This window comes from uncultured Bacteroides sp. (genome assembly GCF_937912035.1).
In the GTDB taxonomy this organism is placed as follows: Bacteria; Bacteroidota; Bacteroidia; order Bacteroidales; family Bacteroidaceae; genus Phocaeicola.
The window spans coordinates 17679-35221 of sequence record NZ_CALDPF010000034.1; the positions used below are offsets into that span (position 1 = coordinate 17679).

Genomic DNA, 17543 nt, shown 5'->3' on the forward strand with positions numbered 1-17543 from the left:
TAACCAAATAAATGCCGGAATTATGGAATACGGTGGTAGGGTGAAAATTAAATTATCCAAGGAAATAAATCGACTGATTTTTAAATTTCCCAAAGAAATAATGGATTTTACATATATAAAAAAGGGGATTCAAGCTGACATAAAGTCCAATATTTCGTATTATAAAGTTGTAAAAGTACTGACATATTCTATAAATAACAGTGTTGTTTATAAAAACATAACTTGCATTTATATAAACACAAGTTGCGTTTTTATAAATACAAGTTATATTTATAGATTATGTAAGGATAAAACATGTTTTATGTAGTGACGTTTGGAAGAATTCATACATTTAATTATTTTTCATTTTGGAATAAAAAGATTAATTTTGTTGATGATAGAAACTTGATGTAACTACCAAGTAATAATTATGGGAACAAATTTTTTTACTAACGAAAAAGAAAATACCCTCCTCGAGAAAATAGAAGGAGTTTTCAAATATAAAAAAGTGCATTTTTTCGATGCACTTGTGGGATATTTCAGGGCTTCAGGATATTTCAGAATCCGGAAGTTCATCCAGCAGACCCCCCATATTAGAATCTTAGTAGGTATTAATATAGACAAGCTTACTTACCAAGCCAACCAGCAAGGATTACTTTTCAACCCTAACAGCGAACAGTCACAAGAAGAATTCTTCAACGATGTAAAGAAAAATATCCAGGAAGCTAAGTATGACAAGGAAGTTGAAGAAGGAATGTATCAGTTCATAGAAGATATCATGTCCGGCAGAATAGAAATACGCATTCACCCCAAGCAAAACATACATGCCAAAATCTATATCTTCCGTGAAGAAGAATTTCATTCACATGGCTGTGGTTCAGTAATAACCGGTTCAAGCAATCTCACAGAAGCAGGATTGGAAAAAAATTTCGAATTCAATGTAGAGTTGAGAAACGATGATGACATACTTTATGCTACAGAAACATTTGAAAGGCTATGGGCTGAATCTGTTGAAATTGACACCAGTCATATTGAAAAAATCAAGACAGGCTCATATCTTAACCCCTACTTTACTCCATACGAAGTTTATCTGAAATTCCTTTTGGAATACTTCGGCAAGAGTATAGATTTCGACCCTAATTCAGTATCAGACTTACCGAAAGGATATAAAAAACTGTCATACCAGATTGATGCCGTGAATGACGGATATTCAAAAATGATGAAACACAACGGTTTTTTCCTTTCTGATGTCGTCGGATTGGGTAAAACCATTGTGTCCGCACTTATAGCCAAGAAGTTTTTCTTTAATAACGGATTTCCGGCACATCGTTCGCATACATTGATAATAGTTCCGCCAGCCCTAAAAGACGGATGGGAAAGAACTATGGAAGAGTTTAAGCTTGACAACTATACAATTGTCACCAATGGCAGCCTTCATAAGCTGAAAGACCCTGCCATATACGACCTCATAATAGTGGACGAAGCACATAAATTCAGAAGCGATACAGCATCCATGTATAATGAATTGCAAAAGCTTTGCAAAACAAAAACCGTTTATGACGATAGAACGCTTCATGACAAAAAGGTAATACTTGTTTCAGCCACTCCGCTTAACAATCGTCCGGAGGATATAGCCAATCTGGTATATTTGTTTCAGGATTCCAAAGACAGCACTTTGGAAGAGGGAAACCTGCAACGTTTTTTCCGTGAGCAGATTGATAAATACAAGAAATTAAAAGATAAAAAGAATATAGAACATATTTCCAAAGAAATAAAAGCTATTTACGAAAAGATCCGAATCAAGGTTGTTGAGCCATTGACAGTCAGACGTACACGTACAGACCTGTTGGAGAACGAAGCCTACAGAAAGGACTTGGAAAAACAACACATCCATTTCCCTGAAGTCAAACCTCCACATAAGGTTTATTACCAGCTTGACACCGAACTGGAAGCACTGTATGACAAGACCCTTAAATATTTAAGAGGAAAAGATAATGACGCTTTGAAATATTATCGTTATCAGGCGATTAAATATTTGGTTGAGAAAAAGAAAAAAAAGTACAAAAAGGCTGACTTGATTTCTGACCAGCTTTCCAATATAATGAAGACATTGCTGGTCAAACGAATAGACAGTAGTTTCTATGCTTTCAAACAATCCTTAAAGAGATACTGTCAGGCAAACAGGGTTATGCTTGATATGTTCGAAAAAGGAGTGATCTATATAGCGCCAAATCTGAATGTGAACGAACTTCTGATAGAGGGTAAGGAAGAAGAATTGATTAGGCAGATAGAAGAAGCTAAAAAAACAGACCCTACAATAGAAATATGCACTCCTGATGATTTCATTTCAGGTTTCAGAGAAGGCTTGGAGCACGATGGAGAAATATTGCAGGAACTTGTCGATGAATGGGAGAAGATAACTTATGACCCGAAACTCGATGTTTTCATAAACGAGTATCTTAAAAACAAGCTGTTCGACAAGTCAATTAACAATGAAGGTAAACTTGTAATATTCTCCGAAAGCAAAGAAACAACCAAATATTTGTCCGAAACATTAAAAGCACACGGATTCGACCGCATACTGACAGTCCAAAGCGACAACAGGAACGACAAAATGCCGGTACTTGAGGCAAATTTCGATGCCAACTACAAAGGAGAGAAAAAGAACGATTATAACATAGTAATCTCTACCGAAGTATTGGCAGAAGGAGTAAATCTGCACAGGGCAAATGTAATTGTCAACTACGACACCCCTTGGAACTCCACCAGACTGATGCAGCGAATAGGCCGTGTAAACCGTATCGGAAGTACGGCAAACGAAGTACATATATTCAATTTCTTCCCGACTTCAAAAGTCAACGACGACATAGAACTGGAAAAGAAAGCCAAAATGAAACTGTTTGCCTTTCATGCCGCTTTGGGTGAAGACAGCCAAATCTATTCCACAGACGAAAATCCGGAAAGTTTCGGACTGTTCGACAAAAGTGTTGATGAAGAAAGAGACGAAAAGCTTCGTTATCTGATGTGGCTCAGAAAGATGAAAGAAGAAAATCCTGATTATATAAAGAAAATAAGCAAAATGCCTTTAAGAGCCCGTGTAGGAAGAAGAAACGGACTCATGCCAATGAGTACCATTACTTTTATCCGCAATAGGCGCAGAGATTCCTTTAGCCTCATCCGTGAAGACGGAAGCCTTGAAGAGCTGACTTTCATTGAAGCAGCAAAAGCATTTGAGGCAAAAACGGAAGAAATGTCTATTCCTCTGCATGACAGGCATCATGAGCAAGTGGCAAAAGCTATAGAGGCATTTTCCGCAGATGAAGAAGCATCCAAGGCTACTACAAAAAAGGTAAACCTTAGTCAGGGACCCAACGAGAAAAAAGCGATTGCATATCTGGATGCTTTTATCACGGCACCTAATATCACTGGCGAGGAAGTAGCATTAATTAAAAAAGCCAAATGTGCTATAACAACAGGCAAGTTCCAACAGTTGCAAAGAGATATAAACAAGCTACAGAATGCGACAAAGAAGAATCCGGTAAAACTGGTGATACTGATAGAACAGTTAATGAAAATAATAACCTCATATCCGCTTGAACATATTGAGTCTGAATATACACGGTCTCAACCAATAAAAAGCGAAAAGAGGGTTAAAGACGAAATACCGGAAATCATTATTTCCGAAAGTTTTTCAATATAAAATTAAAATAACATACAGATACGATGGATAAAGCAACACTTAAATATATATTATCGGCAAAATTTAACTTCAATCAGTGGATTGATGTTCTGAGAGAAATGTTCCCTGTAGTAGATATATTTTCTCAGGGGCACCCTGTTTCGCATAGCCTTATCAAGAGTGGAGGCCAGGTAGGAACAATCCGTCTGGATGACGGACGTTCATTGGCCATTTATACATTTGAAGTTAATGATAATGTACTTATTGACCGTAACCGCAAAGGATTGCGCGAAATAGCCGCAAAGACCATTGACCAGTCTATCACTCATGGTGCATTGGCTTTCTATTATTCCAAAAACATACCTGACTATCGTCTGACATTCATAGCAAAACAAAGTTCATTCAATGAAAATGGAGAACTTATTAATTCTGAGACAGCTCCTAAAAGATATACATTCCTTTTAGGAGAAAACGAGCCATGCAGAACTGCCACCGACCGTATGTACGAATTGATTTCTAAAAAGAAAAACAGTTCCATATACTTGGCAGACGTTATGGAAGCATTCTCTGTAGAGCGCCTGAATAAAGAATTCTTCAACGGATATAAGGCTCAATATACCAAATTCTTGAAACTACTTTCCGATACTAAACAGAACCGTGACTATGTTAAGAAACTGCTCGGACGTCTGGTATTCCTGCAATTCCTTCAGAAAAAAGGCTGGATGGGCGTTCCGGCTTCACGTTCTGATTGGAAAGGCGGTGACAAGAATTATCTAAGCAATCTTATAGCACGTTATGAAGGAAATGACCGTCTGTTAAGTGATGTGCTTGAAGTTCTGTTTTTCAATACATTAAACGAAAAACGTGAAGGAGACATTGCAGATATTCTATTAGGTGATAATATAAAGATTCCGTACCTTAATGGAGGATTGTTCGACAAGGATAAAATAGATGCTTTGGATATAGATTTTCCATATTCTTACTTTAAAGAACTTATGGACTTTTTCTCTATGTATAACTTTACCATAGACGAAAACGATCCTGAAGACAGCGAAATAGGTATAGACCCTGAAATGCTTGGACACATTTTTGAAAACCTTCTGGAAGACAATAAGGATAAAGGAGCATTCTACACTCCAAAAGAAATTGTTCAGTATATGTGCCGCCAGAGTGTTATTCAGTATCTGAAAACTCATACTGAGTCTGAGTTTCATCCGGCAGTAGAATCATTGATTTCATCAAAAAAAGTCAACGATATACTTCAGGATAAAGAAAATGCCTTAAAAATATATGGCCTGCTGAAGTCTATTAAAGTATGTGACCCGGCTATAGGTTCGGGTGCATTTCCTATGGGAATACTTAACGTATTGTTTCATGCACGCCAACTATTATATGGGTTTACACAAGACAAACACACTTTCTCTCATGCAGAAGTAAAACGAGAAATCATACAGGAAAACATATTTGGTGTTGATATTGAACAAGGAGCAGTTGACATAGCAAGACTAAGATTCTGGCTTGCCTTGGTTGTTGATGAAGAAATACCTCAGCCTCTGCCCAATTTGGACTATAAAATAGTTTGTGGTGATTCATTGCTTAGTAGAAATACGCTTGATGTTCCAATAATGAATGTTTTTTCGGAATACAACAAAAACAAAAAAGATGAAGATAAGATAACATTGAACAAATATCAAACTTTGATACACGACTATTTGAATACTTCAGACCATATAGTTAAAGATAAATACAAAGGTTTGATATCTGACATAAAAAGTTTTTTCAAAACTGAGCTGGAAGATAAGATACGTTTTTATACCAAAAGCGAAAAGAAACTTATTGACAAATATTTCATGTATTTGAATTTACAATCAAACATGAAACATTTTTTCGATAATAAGAAAAGTGAAAAGGAACTATCTCCTAAAGCCCAAAAAGAGCTTGAAACCATACGCAAAATTATCGAAAGTAAAAGCCAACATGCAAATACAGTGAAATATGATAAACTGTATAAAAAAGCCTTTGAGTGGAGATACGAATTTCCATCATTATTAGATGACAATGGAAACTTTAAAGGTTTCGATTTGGTTATCGGCAATCCTCCGTATTTAAGAATACAAGGGATAAGGGACGTAAATCCTGAATTTGCAGATGAATTGGTAGAGAAATATAAATCTGCAACAGGCTCATTTGATTTATATGTAACATTCGTAGAAAGAGGATTACAGATTGTAAACAATTCAGGTATTGTTAATTATATTATGCCTGTAAAATGGACCAATTCTGCTTTCGGAAAAGGATTACGAGAATTGGTAGCAGACAAAACATCTCAAATAATAAACTTCGGTGCTTATCAAGTGTTCAATGCTTCTACTTATACAGCACTACAGTGGTTTATGCCTAATTGTAAAGAGTTAGCATATTATGAGTTGGATAGGAATCTTACTACAAATGAGGAGTTGGGTACTTATTTGAACTCTTTAAACAATGACAGTAAGGCAATCATTAAATCTGGAAAATTAAATAAAGAAGCTTGGGTGCTTACTGTTGGAGAAACTGTAGGTATATTAAATAAATTGGAAGTACATACCCGTAAAATAAGCGACATTTTTGAAAAAATATTCCAAGGTCTTGCAACCAGTAAGGATGATGTATATTTTTTGTATGAATGCACTGAAGAAAACGGAATAGTCAACGGTTACTCAAAATATACAGAAGAGTACATAAGTATAGAACGTGGATTGGTGAAACCATTATTGAAAGGAGAAGATGTACACAGATACGAACTTCTTTCAACAGACCGTTTTGTCATTTTTCCATATAAAATAGAAAACGGGAAAGCTAATCTTTATTCTGAAAAAGAATTGTCTGAGTTATTTCCAAATGGATATGCTTACCTAAAGAAATGTGAAGAAGTTTTGAGGGGAAGAGAAAAAGGAAGATTAAAAGATGATGATTTCTGGTTTAAGTACATTTACCCTAAGAATCTTGTTTTATTTGATAACGAAAAATTGGTTGCGCCTGACATTTCAATGGGAGGTAATTTTACTTATGATAGTAAGGGGCTATTTTATCAAACAACTACAGTTTACGGATATATAAAGAAATATGAAGTAAAAGAAAGTTATAAATTTTGGATGGCATTATTTAATTCGAGATTATTTTGGTGGTATCTTAAAAATACAGGTACAGTATTAGCCAATGGTTTTTTCAGATTTAAACCCGATTATGTAAAACCTTTTCCTGTACCTGAAACAATATCTCCAGACGCTGAACAATTAGTATCAACATTATGCGATTATGTTCTTTTCATAAAATCACAAGAAACCAATCTTTCTGATTTGGTTTCCAACAAACTGATTTCCGATTATTTTGAAAGAATAATTGACGGATGTATATACGAAATTTACTTTGGTGACCATATGAAGGAGCTCGAAATAGATATAATGAGCTCTGCTATAAAACTTGTTAAGTCTATTTCAAATATTTCTTCTGATAAAGAAAAAAAAGACATTATATTAAACACATTCTTGACAATAAAGAAAACAGACAATGCAATCAGGAATAGACTAGAGCTATTTACAATCAGAAGTTCTGAACTACTTAAACCTATAATAGAAGAATAATATGGCAAAGATTAATGAAATTACCATAAACGGATTTAAGGCTTTTCCCTCTACGTTTAAACTTGAATTAGAGGGAAAACATTTACTTTTATATGGAGAGAATGGAAGTGGAAAATCTTCAATATATTATGCATTGCATTGTCTTTTCAATTCATACAGAAAACCTGATATGGGGAAAAAATATTTCAATATTGATAATCCACAAAATTTAATTAATAAAAACTTTGTTGCTAAAAACGTTGGAGACAAACCTCATATTGCCGTAAATTGGTATGATGGTAGTAGAAATCCATTTATATCTATAATATCAGATAATGGGTGTCAAGCTTTTGATAAACTGGCAGAACTAGATACTTATTTCATTAACCACCAATTATTATTTAGCTTCTTCAATTTTACTAACTCTAAAGATATAAACTTATTTCCAGTATTTCAAAGAGAAATACTTCCCTATATATTTATAACAGAAATAGGAACATACATGTCTTTGATGTATGAGGAAATAATTCGTGACTCTTCCAAACTTAGCAACAAAAGTTCATCTAAAGCAATTAAGCATAAAATAAATATATTCAACTTTTGTTTAGATGATATTATTGGAGATATAAATTTATATGCTTCGGATATATATAATAAATACTTTAAAGAAGATGAGGAACCACCCCTTTCAATAATATTATCATATCCGGAAGTTAATCCACACCCAGATGTATTATTAAATGGATTTAGACTAAAATGGGATTATCCCCTTATTGTAAATACATCTGGAAATCTAATAAAAGCACCAAACAAAGCAATAATAGAGCCAATAATAAGTCTTTCTATTATGCAAGATGGTAATCCTATAAATAAACCTCATGTCTATTTTAATGAAGCAAAATTAACGGCAATAGCTTTATCAATTCGTTTAGCTTTACTGAATCTTGATAGTCCAGCTGAAGGTAGTTTCCTAGCTTTAGACGATATGCTTATAAGTCTTGATATGAGTAATCGTATTAAAGTAATTAATTTTTTATTACAAATTTCTGATAAATATAAGATATATCTGTTTACTCATGATAGAGCTTTCTTTGAATTGACCAAAGATTTTGTTAAAGAAAAATTTAAAGATTACAAAGACAGTTGGTTATTTAAGGAAATATATAACGACATTATTCTAACAAACAATCCTGTTTGTTACGATTCTGAAGATACCTATACACGTGCAATATACCATTATAAAAAGTTTGATTATCCTGCGTCTGCAAATTATTTGCGAAAATCAGTTGAAGAACTAATGCAATTCTTCCCTCAATATATATCCAGAACAGAAGATGGATTGCCTAAAGAAAAATTGAGAGCAAAAATAGATGCTGCCAAATATCTTTTTGAATGTACAGATGGAGATACGAATGATATTCAAACAATAATATTTTCTTTAGGGACATTGTTAAATCCGTTGTCACATAGAAGTATTGATACAAACATCTATCATATTGAGTTAGATACAATTATAAAAGTAATACCTAAAGTAAAACAACATATATTAAGATTAGATATTAAAGAAGTTGTAGCAGTAGAAAATGCTGTTTTTCTATTTCTTGATGAAAATGAAACAACCAAATGTGAGATAAAGGTTAATTTAAAAACACCGTTATATTCATTTATGGGCCATGACGGTGTTAGGAAATTATCAATAGCTAAAGGTGATACAATTGAGAGTATTACTATTAAAGATGGAAAACGTGGGACTCCTAAACAGTATACATATTATAAGGGTGAAACTTTGGAAGAAATTTGCCGACAGTTACACATTTATATAGGAAAAAAATACACTGGTAATTATGTCAATTTTTATAAAGATAAGGATGGGCATGATTTTAAATCTTTCCTATAGAAGTTATGTTGCATAATTATAGAAACTAAGGAACTTTATATTAAAGGAGATGTTAGAAGATAATTTTATGTCAGAAACCAACCGCATAGAATATAAAAGAGAATTGACTCCCGAACTTGATATTGAAAAGGAGATTGTAGCTTTCTTGAATTACAAAGAGGGTGGATATATCTATATCGGTATTGACAAAGACGGTTCTACCGTAGGTGTGAACGACATAGACGAATGCATGCTGAAACTGAAAGACCGTATAAAGCATAATATTTCTCCTTCGGCAATGGGGCTGTTTGATATAGCTGAAGAACAGAAGGATGGACTTAGCATTATAAGAATAACGATTGCGAGCGGAATAGAAAAGCCATATTTCAAAACAAAATTCGGGATGACACCGCGAGGCGCATATATGCGTGTAGGGACATCGGCAGAGCCTATGCCTCAAGAACAGATTGACCGTCTGTTTGCCATAAGGACACGCAATTCTATCGGACGCATTGTATCCAATCGTCAGGATTTGAGTTTTGAACAGCTGCGTATCTATTATGACGAACGTGGCAAAAGACTAAATGAAAATTTTAAACGTACATTGGAGCTGCTCACCGAAGATGGGAAATACAATTATGTGGCTTATCTTTTGGCTGACGAGAACGGGAACTCCATAAAAGTAGCCAAGTATTCAAGCTTAGACAGATGTGATTTAATAGAAAACAATGAGTATGGATATTGTTCACTTATAAAAGCCACTAAAAGCGTTTTGTCAAAACTCGATATTGAGAATAAGGTTGCTGCTACTATTACTCCTATGGAACGTATTGAAACTCCATTATGGAACAAGGTCGCTCTGCGTGAGGCTGTTATAAACGCGATAGTGCATAACGACTATTCGTTTGAAGTACCGCCCAAATTTGAAATATTTCCAGACAGACTGGAGATAACATCGGCAGGGCGTTTGCCGGAATCTCTCTCCAAAGAAGAATTCTTCAATGGTATATCAATTCCTCGCAACAAGGAATTAATGCGCATATATCGTGATGTGGAATTAGTTGAATCTTTAGGCTCCGGAATACCTCGTATATTAAGAGCGTATGGGGAAGATTGTTTTAAGTTTACTGATAATTTTATCCGTATTACTTTTCCGATAAGTACAAGTGACCATGCAAGTGACCATGCAAGTGACCATGCAAGTGACCATGCAAGTGACCATGCAAGTGTACAAGTAACAAAACTCATTTCTGTTTTAATGGGAGAAATGGGACGTTCGGAATTGCAGAATATATTATTAATTAAGAATAGAGATTATTTTAGAACGGATTATTTAATTCCGGCAATTAATAACGGCTATATAGAACTAACAATACCAGATAAGCCCAATAGTCAAAATCAAAAATATCGCCTTACGGCAAAAGGTATGGCATTGAAGAAGAGTTTGAAAAATAGCAAATAACGATTTAGATAATAAAGATGAACGAAGAAAATAAAATAATCCTGTATCAGGACGATAACGAAATAACTCGTGTATCGGTACGTTTCGCTGATGAAGATTTGTGGCTGACACAGAATCAGTTGGCGGAGATATATGATACATCGCAACAAAACATTAGCCAGCATATAGACAATATCTACAAAGATGGAGAACTTATATCAGAAGCAACTAACAAGAAATTCTTGTTAGTTCGCCAGGAGGGTAATCGCCAAGTAAAAAGAAATATTGACCATTACAACCTTGATATGGTCATAGCTTTGGGATATCGTTTACAGTCACAAATAGCCACACGTTCCGGCGTTAAACCAATTTAAGCAGTGCTTAAATAGCGTTTAAACACTGTTTAAATGGTTTTCAAAATGCTTGCAAAGGCTTTGCAAAACGTTTGCAAGAGATGTGAAACGGTTTATGTTCTATAGCAACCGGATAGTGTATTTGCTGAAAGCCTATGAAAGAGATAAAAAGCATAAAGCTAACTTTATCACTTAATTTAGTCCGCTCAAATCAACTTTATAGTATGTTGGAGCGTCGTTTTTCTTCTCAATGAACATCACCATATAGAGTGGGGCATAAATATATTTTCCTCTGACATTAATATTATCGTTGTTAAAAATAATAGAGCTACCGCATCAGGATTCTCAAGAAAGTTAATTTCGATGAAACTTTTGAATGTCCTTCCAAACTCACGGATAGAGTAGGTCTTGCCTATTTGACGGGCTCCGGTAATCAAAAGAGCATTACGGTTAGTCGCGTAATAATTAGTCAGATATGTGTCTATTTTTCTCTTCAACATAATGAAATATCTTTATTTTTCCACTTTTCCAAGACAAAAACACATACTTTTTGCCGCTTTTCCATGACTTTAATATAATCAAGAACGACGGGTTCTCTACACCTGAATTCCGTTATGATGCGTCTGGCATATGGACAATATTCAAATTTGAGTATCCGGAAAGAGCAACTACCCAAAAGACTACCCAAAAGACTACCCAAAAGACCATACAAAATCTTACGGAACAACAACAAGCAATATTGTTATTCTTAAAAGAACATCCCGAAGCAACACGAAAGGAGATTAGTGAGAGCCTTTCTAATATTACAGAAGATGGCGTAAAATATAATCTCTCACGCCTTCAAGAACTTGGACTACTAAAACGTATAGGAGGACGAAAACAAGGTTATTGGCAAATAATAGAAACTGTATCATAGCTTTCTATTACATATCCATATTCTCCCCCACCGTAAACATTGCATCATAAACATTTGTTCTTATATTCAGAAACCAGAATAACAAATGTAGATCTATGAAACTTATAATGAGCGACAGACCCATTAATTTAGAAATAGGTGAAAATAAGGACATAAAATATATAGACTTGTCGTCTATGAAGATTGCCAATTGTGTGGGATGCTTCGGGTGCTGGACAAAGACGCCGGGAAAATGCGTAATCAGGGACGATGCGACCAAAGTATATCCGTATATAGCAGAAAGTAGTTCTGTGATATACGTAAGCCATATAAAATACGGCGGTTATGACTCTGTGATGAAAACAATGATTGAGAGGGCTATCCCGATACAACAGGCATTCATACGCATACACCGGGGAGAGACTCACCACGTGCAGCGCAATGTGGCTACAAAGGATGCTACAATAATAGCCTATGGTGATACAGACAGAGCAGAACAGGATATATTCCGTCAGCTGGTGGAGCGCAATGCGCGAAACATGAACTTTGGGAAATATGAGATAGTATTCGTAACAGAACAGGAAGTTGAGGAAACTGTTAAAAATGAATTGAAGAAATGGGAAAAGTAATGATTCTTAACGGCAGCCCGCGTGCTCCAAAATCGAACTCGAAAAAGTATTCGGAGATTTTCATGAAATACAGCAGGTTGCAATGTGATTATTTCAATATAACAAAGTCAAATCATCTGAAACTGATTGCAGAAATGGAGAAATATTCTGATGTCATTATAGCATTTCCACTGTATGCCGATTCTCTCCCTGTAGGTCTGCTGAACTTCCTGAAAAATCTGGAAAACAATCTTCCTGCACAAAGACCGGTTATTTCAATATTGATTAATTGCGGATTTCTGGAGTATGAGCAGAACTGTGTGGCAGTAAGCATGATAAGATATTTCTGCAGACGAAATAATTTTCCAATTGGTTCGATACTCATGTTAGGCAGTGGAGAGGCTATTCTTGAAACTCCATTCAGATATATAGCTGTAAGGGCAATAAAAAGATTGTCAGAATCTGTAAATAAAGGAAACTATAAAGACATAACAGCTACGATGCCACTTCCAAAATGGCTGTTCAAAATGGCAGCCCGCTCATATTGGATACGTTATGGGAAGAAATTCGGAGTCAGCGAAAAGGAAATGCAACGGCTCGAAATAGAAAGACAATAGAACAAAACACTTTTCGAAAGGTGCTTTTTCAGCCAAAAGTCACTTTTCGAAAAGTGTTTTTTGTATTGTATAAAACTCACTTTTAAAACTTTGGCAAGGTTTTTGTACGTCAATTCATTGATTAATAATTATAAAATAGAAAATATATGGTATTTAGTTGGATTATTTTTATCGGAATCGCTATAGTGAGTTTTATAGTGCAGTCCAGTTTGAAAAGCAAGTTTGACAAGTATTCGAAGGTTCCTCTCTACAACGGGATGACAGGACGTGAAGTAGCTGAAAAGATGCTACGCGATAACGGTATATACGATGTAAGAGTTATCAGCACTCCGGGTATGCTTACAGACCATTTTAACCCTACCAACAAAACTGTGAACCTGAGTGAAGGTGTTTATTCATCATGCAGTGTAGCCGCAGCCGCCGTGGCTGCTCACGAATGTGGTCATGCCGTACAGCATGCACGTGCATACGCTCCTCTGCAGATGCGTTCGGCTCTGGTACCGGTGGTTCAGTTCTCTTCGTCTATAATGTCATGGATACTGCTTGCAGGTATATTACTCATAAATTCGTTTCCTCAGCTGTTGCTGATAGGTATCTGTCTTTTTGCAATGACAACACTTTTCAGCTTCATCACACTTCCTGTGGAGATTGATGCCAGCCGCCGCGCACTGGTATGGCTGAACAGTGCGGGTATCACAAATGCTTCGAACCACGGCATGGCTAAAGATGCGCTTAAGTCGGCCGCATATACTTACGTGGTTGCCGCTCTTGGCTCACTTGCCACTCTGGTATATTATATAATGATATACATGGGACGCCGCGAAGAGTAATTTCTACAATTATTTCCTTCTTATAAAATAATTGTCTACTTTTGTAAGCAAAATAATTAAAACAGAAACAATATGGCTACAAAACCGGGAATACCGAAAGGAACAAGAGATTTCTCGCCTGTTGAAATGGCGAAACGAAACTATATATTCGACACTATACGCGAAGTTTTTCACCTCTACGGATATAGTCAGATAGAAACTCCTTCAATGGAGAATCTTTCTACTCTGATGGGGAAATACGGTGAGGAAGGCGACAAACTTCTTTTCAAGATTCAGAACTCAGGCGACTACTTCTCAGGCATCACTGACGAGGAACTGTTGAGCCGCAATGCAGCTAAACTGGCCAGCAAATTCTGCGAAAAGGGACTTCGCTATGACCTTACAGTACCTTTCGCCCGCTATGTGGTTATGCACCGCGACGAGATTACTTTCCCATTCAAGCGTTTCCAGATTCAGCCTGTATGGCGTGCAGACCGTCCTCAGAAAGGACGCTACCGCGAATTCTATCAGTGCGATGCCGACGTTGTGGGAAGTAACTCACTGATTAACGAAGTGGAACTGGTGCAGATGATTGATTCTGTGTTCAAGAAGTTTGGAATTCGTGTTTCAATCAAGATAAATAACCGCAAGATTCTTACCGGTATAGCAGAAATCATCGGCGAGGCTGACAAGATAGTAGATATCACTGTAGCTATCGACAAGTTGGACAAGATTGGCCTCGACAATGTGAATGCCGAACTTGCATCGAAGGGTATTCCTCAGGAAGCTATCGACAAGTTGCAGCCTATCATCCTGTTGAGCGGTTCGAACGAAGAAAAGCTTGAAACTCTGAAAACTGTTTTGGCTGCAAGCGAAACTGGTCTCAAAGGTGTGGAAGAAAGCGAATTCATCCTTAAGCATGTGGCTCAGTTGGGAGTTAAGTCGGAAGTGGAACTTGACCTTACTCTGGCTCGCGGACTGAACTACTATACAGGTGCCATCTTCGAAGTCAAGGCTCTGGATGTTCAGATAGGTAGTATCAGCGGCGGTGGACGTTATGACAATTTGACAGGTGTATTCGGAATGGATGGCATGTCAGGTGTAGGTATCTCTTTCGGTGCCGACCGTATCTATGATGTTCTGAACCAGCTGGATCTTTATCCGAAGGAGGCTGTAAATGGAACTCAGCTGTTGTTTGTAAACTTCGGCGAAAAGGAAACAGAATATTCTCTTCCTATATTGTTCAAGGCTCGTGAGGCAGGCATTCGTGCTGAAATATATCCTGACAGCACAAAGATGAAAAAGCAGATGAGCTATGCCAACGCAAAACAGATTCCTTTCGTGGCTATAGTTGGTGAGAACGAGATGAACGAAGGAAAAGTCACTCTGAAAAATATGACAACAGGCGAACAGTCACTTCTTACTCCGGAAGAACTTGTAGCAGCCATAAAATAAGAAAAAGATATTAATCATACAGATTGCAGCGTCACTGTGGTTTTATTTCCATAGTGACGCTATTTTTTTCAAAATTCCCAAATCTTTTCAGTTTTCGATCCTATGTTTGCGATATGATAATTTTAAAACCAATTGTTATGAAGCAAATAAAGTTTATTACAACCGCCCTGATATGTGGAACTATCGCTCTTTCATCGTGTGACAAGCAAAACGGCGACGGCTATATAGACAATGCTGTTTACGAAGCATTCGACCGTGAATTCCCCGGAGCAAAAGATGTATCCTGGAGAACAAACGGAAATTACGCAATTGCTTCTTTCGAGTGGAACGGCAGCCGTGCAGGAAACGACACGGACTTCACAGCGTGGTTCGAAAAATCAACTGCCACATTCAAGATGCATGAATATGATATTCCTTTCTCTTCGCTTCCACAAGCTGTAACGACAGCTTTCAATGAAAGTGACTATTCAAAACTTCCTTGGAGGCATGATGATGAAGTGGATGTAATAAAGAAAAACGGTGAAAATCTGATGCTGTATGTAATTGAAGTTGAAAAGGAAGAAAATAACAAGGAAACTGAAGCTGACTTATATTACTCGGAAGACGGTGTTCTGGTGAAAGAAGTTCTTGACGCTAACCAGAATCCGGATTATACGGATCTGTTGCCTACACAGCCTGCCAACGATGCATATTCTTGGGTTGAAAGCAAATATCCTGGTGCAAGAATCGTTGACGTGGAATTTGAGGACGGCGGTGTTGAAGTGGAATTCATATTCCAAAACATCAAGCATGACGCTTTGCTGACTGCCGGATATGAGTGGATTTACACAAAGAAGGACTACAACAGAAATTCGTCTGTTTTGCCTGAAGCAGCCATAAGTCATATCACGACAACATATCCTAATTACTACATTGACGACATAGAGTACTACGAAACGAATTCGAAAGGTAATTTCTACAGTGTTGAAATAGAAGGCAGAAATGACAATGACATTGAACTATATTTTGACGAGAACGGAAATGTGATGAATTCGAAACCTAACTTCGGAGATGATATCAACGGAGGTATATCGGCAGGAACTGCAATTCAGGCTGTTCTTGACGAGAGATATCCGGGAGCCATTATCAAAGATAAAGGTCATGACGACGGACTGACAGAAATAGAGATTATACATGACGGCATAGAAAAGGATGTGTATTTCAACGGTAAAGACGAATGGGTAAGGACAGAATATGAAACTACATACAATAATCTGCCTGAAGCCGTGAAAAACTATATATCGGCCAACTACACAAGCCATGAAAATGAAGCAGACGCCGTAGAAACTCCTGCTGGAGACTGGTTTGAAATAGAGGCACGCAAAGGCGGTACTGAATATGATGTTCTGATAAATAAAGACGGAACACTGAAGGCTGAATATAAAGACTAAAAGGCTTACATATATTGAACTATCCTGTTTCGCACAGCATAATAACCGTGACGAAGCAGGATAGTTTCATTTTAGAATATCAATTTATACATCAACTATTGCAAAAGAGCAAAAAAACACATACTTTTGTTCACTTAAAATATTATCACATAACAGCATAACCTAAAAATTAAATAATAATGGCAGATTCAAAAACTATAATCAGCGAAGCTGAAGAGAAAATGGACATGGCAATCATGTACCTTGACGAAGCATTGGCACATATCCGCGCAGGAAAAGCAGATGTACGTTTGTTGGACGGCATCAAAGTTGACTCATACGGAAGCATGGTTCCAATCAACAATGTGGCAGCAGTAACTACTCCTGATGCCAGAAGCATAGCTATCAAGCCTTGGGACAAAAGCATGTTCCGCGTGATTGAGAAAGCCATCATCGACTCAGAACTTGGAATTATGCCTGAAAACAATGGCGAAATCATACGTATCGGTATCCCTCCATTGACAGAGGAACGCCGTAAACAATTGTCAAAACAGTGTAAAGGCGAAGTTGAAACTGCAAAAGTAAGTATCCGTAACGCTCGCCGCGATGCAATCGACGCATTGAAGAAAGCCGTAAAAGACGGTATGCCTGAAGACGAGCAGAAAAACAGCGAAGCAAAACTGCAGAAGATACACGACAAGTTTATCAAGCAGATTGACGACATGTTTGCTGCCAAGGATAAGGAAATCATGACAGTATAATGTTTTTTTATTGGTGCATACACCAATACATTTATACACTATAAAAGAAAGAAGAATCT

12 protein-coding genes and 1 pseudogene are annotated in these 17543 nt (G+C 36.6%); 12 read left to right on the plus strand and 1 reads right to left on the minus strand.

The window, feature by feature from the left end; translation table 11 throughout:
- Positions 1–409: 409 nt before the first annotated feature.
- From Q0486_RS08545 to rhuM, 5 genes and pseudogenes are all read left to right on the plus strand, one after another.
- Positions 410–3679 (plus strand): helicase-related protein, encoded by a 3270-nt coding sequence (locus tag Q0486_RS08545; RefSeq protein ID WP_299232080.1) that lies wholly within the window; start codon positions 410–412, stop codon positions 3677–3679.
- Positions 3680–3702: 23 nt separating this feature from the next.
- On the plus strand, positions 3703–7281 hold the full coding sequence (locus tag Q0486_RS08550) for a TaqI-like C-terminal specificity domain-containing protein (protein WP_299232081.1): 3579 nt from the start codon (positions 3703–3705) through the stop codon (positions 7279–7281).
- A 1-nt stretch (position 7282) separates the two neighbouring features.
- On the plus strand, positions 7283–9157 hold the full coding sequence (locus Q0486_RS08555) for an AAA family ATPase (RefSeq protein WP_299232082.1): 1875 nt from the start codon (positions 7283–7285) through the stop codon (positions 9155–9157).
- Between the two features lie 67 nt (positions 9158–9224).
- The gene (locus Q0486_RS08560) at positions 9225–10598 is read left to right on the plus strand and encodes a Fic family protein (protein WP_299232084.1); all 1374 of its coding nucleotides are present in this window, start codon (positions 9225–9227) and stop codon (positions 10596–10598) included.
- Positions 10599–10615: 17 nt separating this feature from the next.
- Positions 10616–10930: pseudogene (gene rhuM / locus Q0486_RS08565) on the plus strand (RhuM family protein); the annotation flags it as partial.
- 257 nt (positions 10931–11187) lie between these two features.
- Here rhuM and Q0486_RS08570 read toward each other — a convergent pair.
- Positions 11188–11430, minus strand: a complete 243-nt coding sequence (locus Q0486_RS08570; protein WP_299232086.1) for an AAA family ATPase — start codon at positions 11428–11430, stop codon at positions 11188–11190.
- 50 nt (positions 11431–11480) lie between these two features.
- Between Q0486_RS08570 and Q0486_RS08575 the strand changes: the two genes are divergently transcribed.
- From Q0486_RS08575 to frr, 7 genes are all read left to right on the plus strand, one after another.
- Entirely contained in the window at positions 11481–11846 is a 366-nt protein-coding gene (locus Q0486_RS08575) for a helix-turn-helix domain-containing protein (protein ID WP_299232088.1), read from the plus strand.
- A gap of 95 nt (positions 11847–11941) precedes the next feature.
- Positions 11942–12454, plus strand: coding sequence for an NAD(P)H-dependent oxidoreductase (locus Q0486_RS08580; RefSeq protein WP_299232090.1), 513 nt, complete (start codon positions 11942–11944; stop codon positions 12452–12454).
- On the plus strand, positions 12442–13050 hold the full coding sequence (locus Q0486_RS08585) for a hypothetical protein (RefSeq protein WP_299232092.1): 609 nt from the start codon (positions 12442–12444) through the stop codon (positions 13048–13050). The genes Q0486_RS08580 and Q0486_RS08585 overlap by 13 nt, the downstream gene beginning before the upstream one ends.
- Positions 13051–13196: 146 nt before the next feature.
- On the plus strand, positions 13197–13880 hold the full coding sequence (locus Q0486_RS08590; protein WP_235336563.1) for a zinc metallopeptidase: 684 nt from the start codon (positions 13197–13199) through the stop codon (positions 13878–13880).
- 72 nt (positions 13881–13952) lie between these two features.
- Positions 13953–15314 (plus strand): histidine--tRNA ligase, encoded by a 1362-nt coding sequence (hisS, locus tag Q0486_RS08595; RefSeq protein ID WP_299232095.1) that lies wholly within the window; start codon positions 13953–13955, stop codon positions 15312–15314.
- A gap of 137 nt (positions 15315–15451) precedes the next feature.
- Complete coding sequence (locus tag Q0486_RS08600; protein ID WP_299232097.1) at positions 15452–16744, plus strand: PepSY-like domain-containing protein; 1293 nt, start codon at positions 15452–15454, stop codon at positions 16742–16744.
- 179 nt (positions 16745–16923) lie between these two features.
- The gene (gene frr, locus Q0486_RS08605; RefSeq protein ID WP_154043187.1) at positions 16924–17484 is read left to right on the plus strand and encodes a ribosome recycling factor; all 561 of its coding nucleotides are present in this window, start codon (positions 16924–16926) and stop codon (positions 17482–17484) included.
- Positions 17485–17543 lie beyond the last annotated feature (59 nt).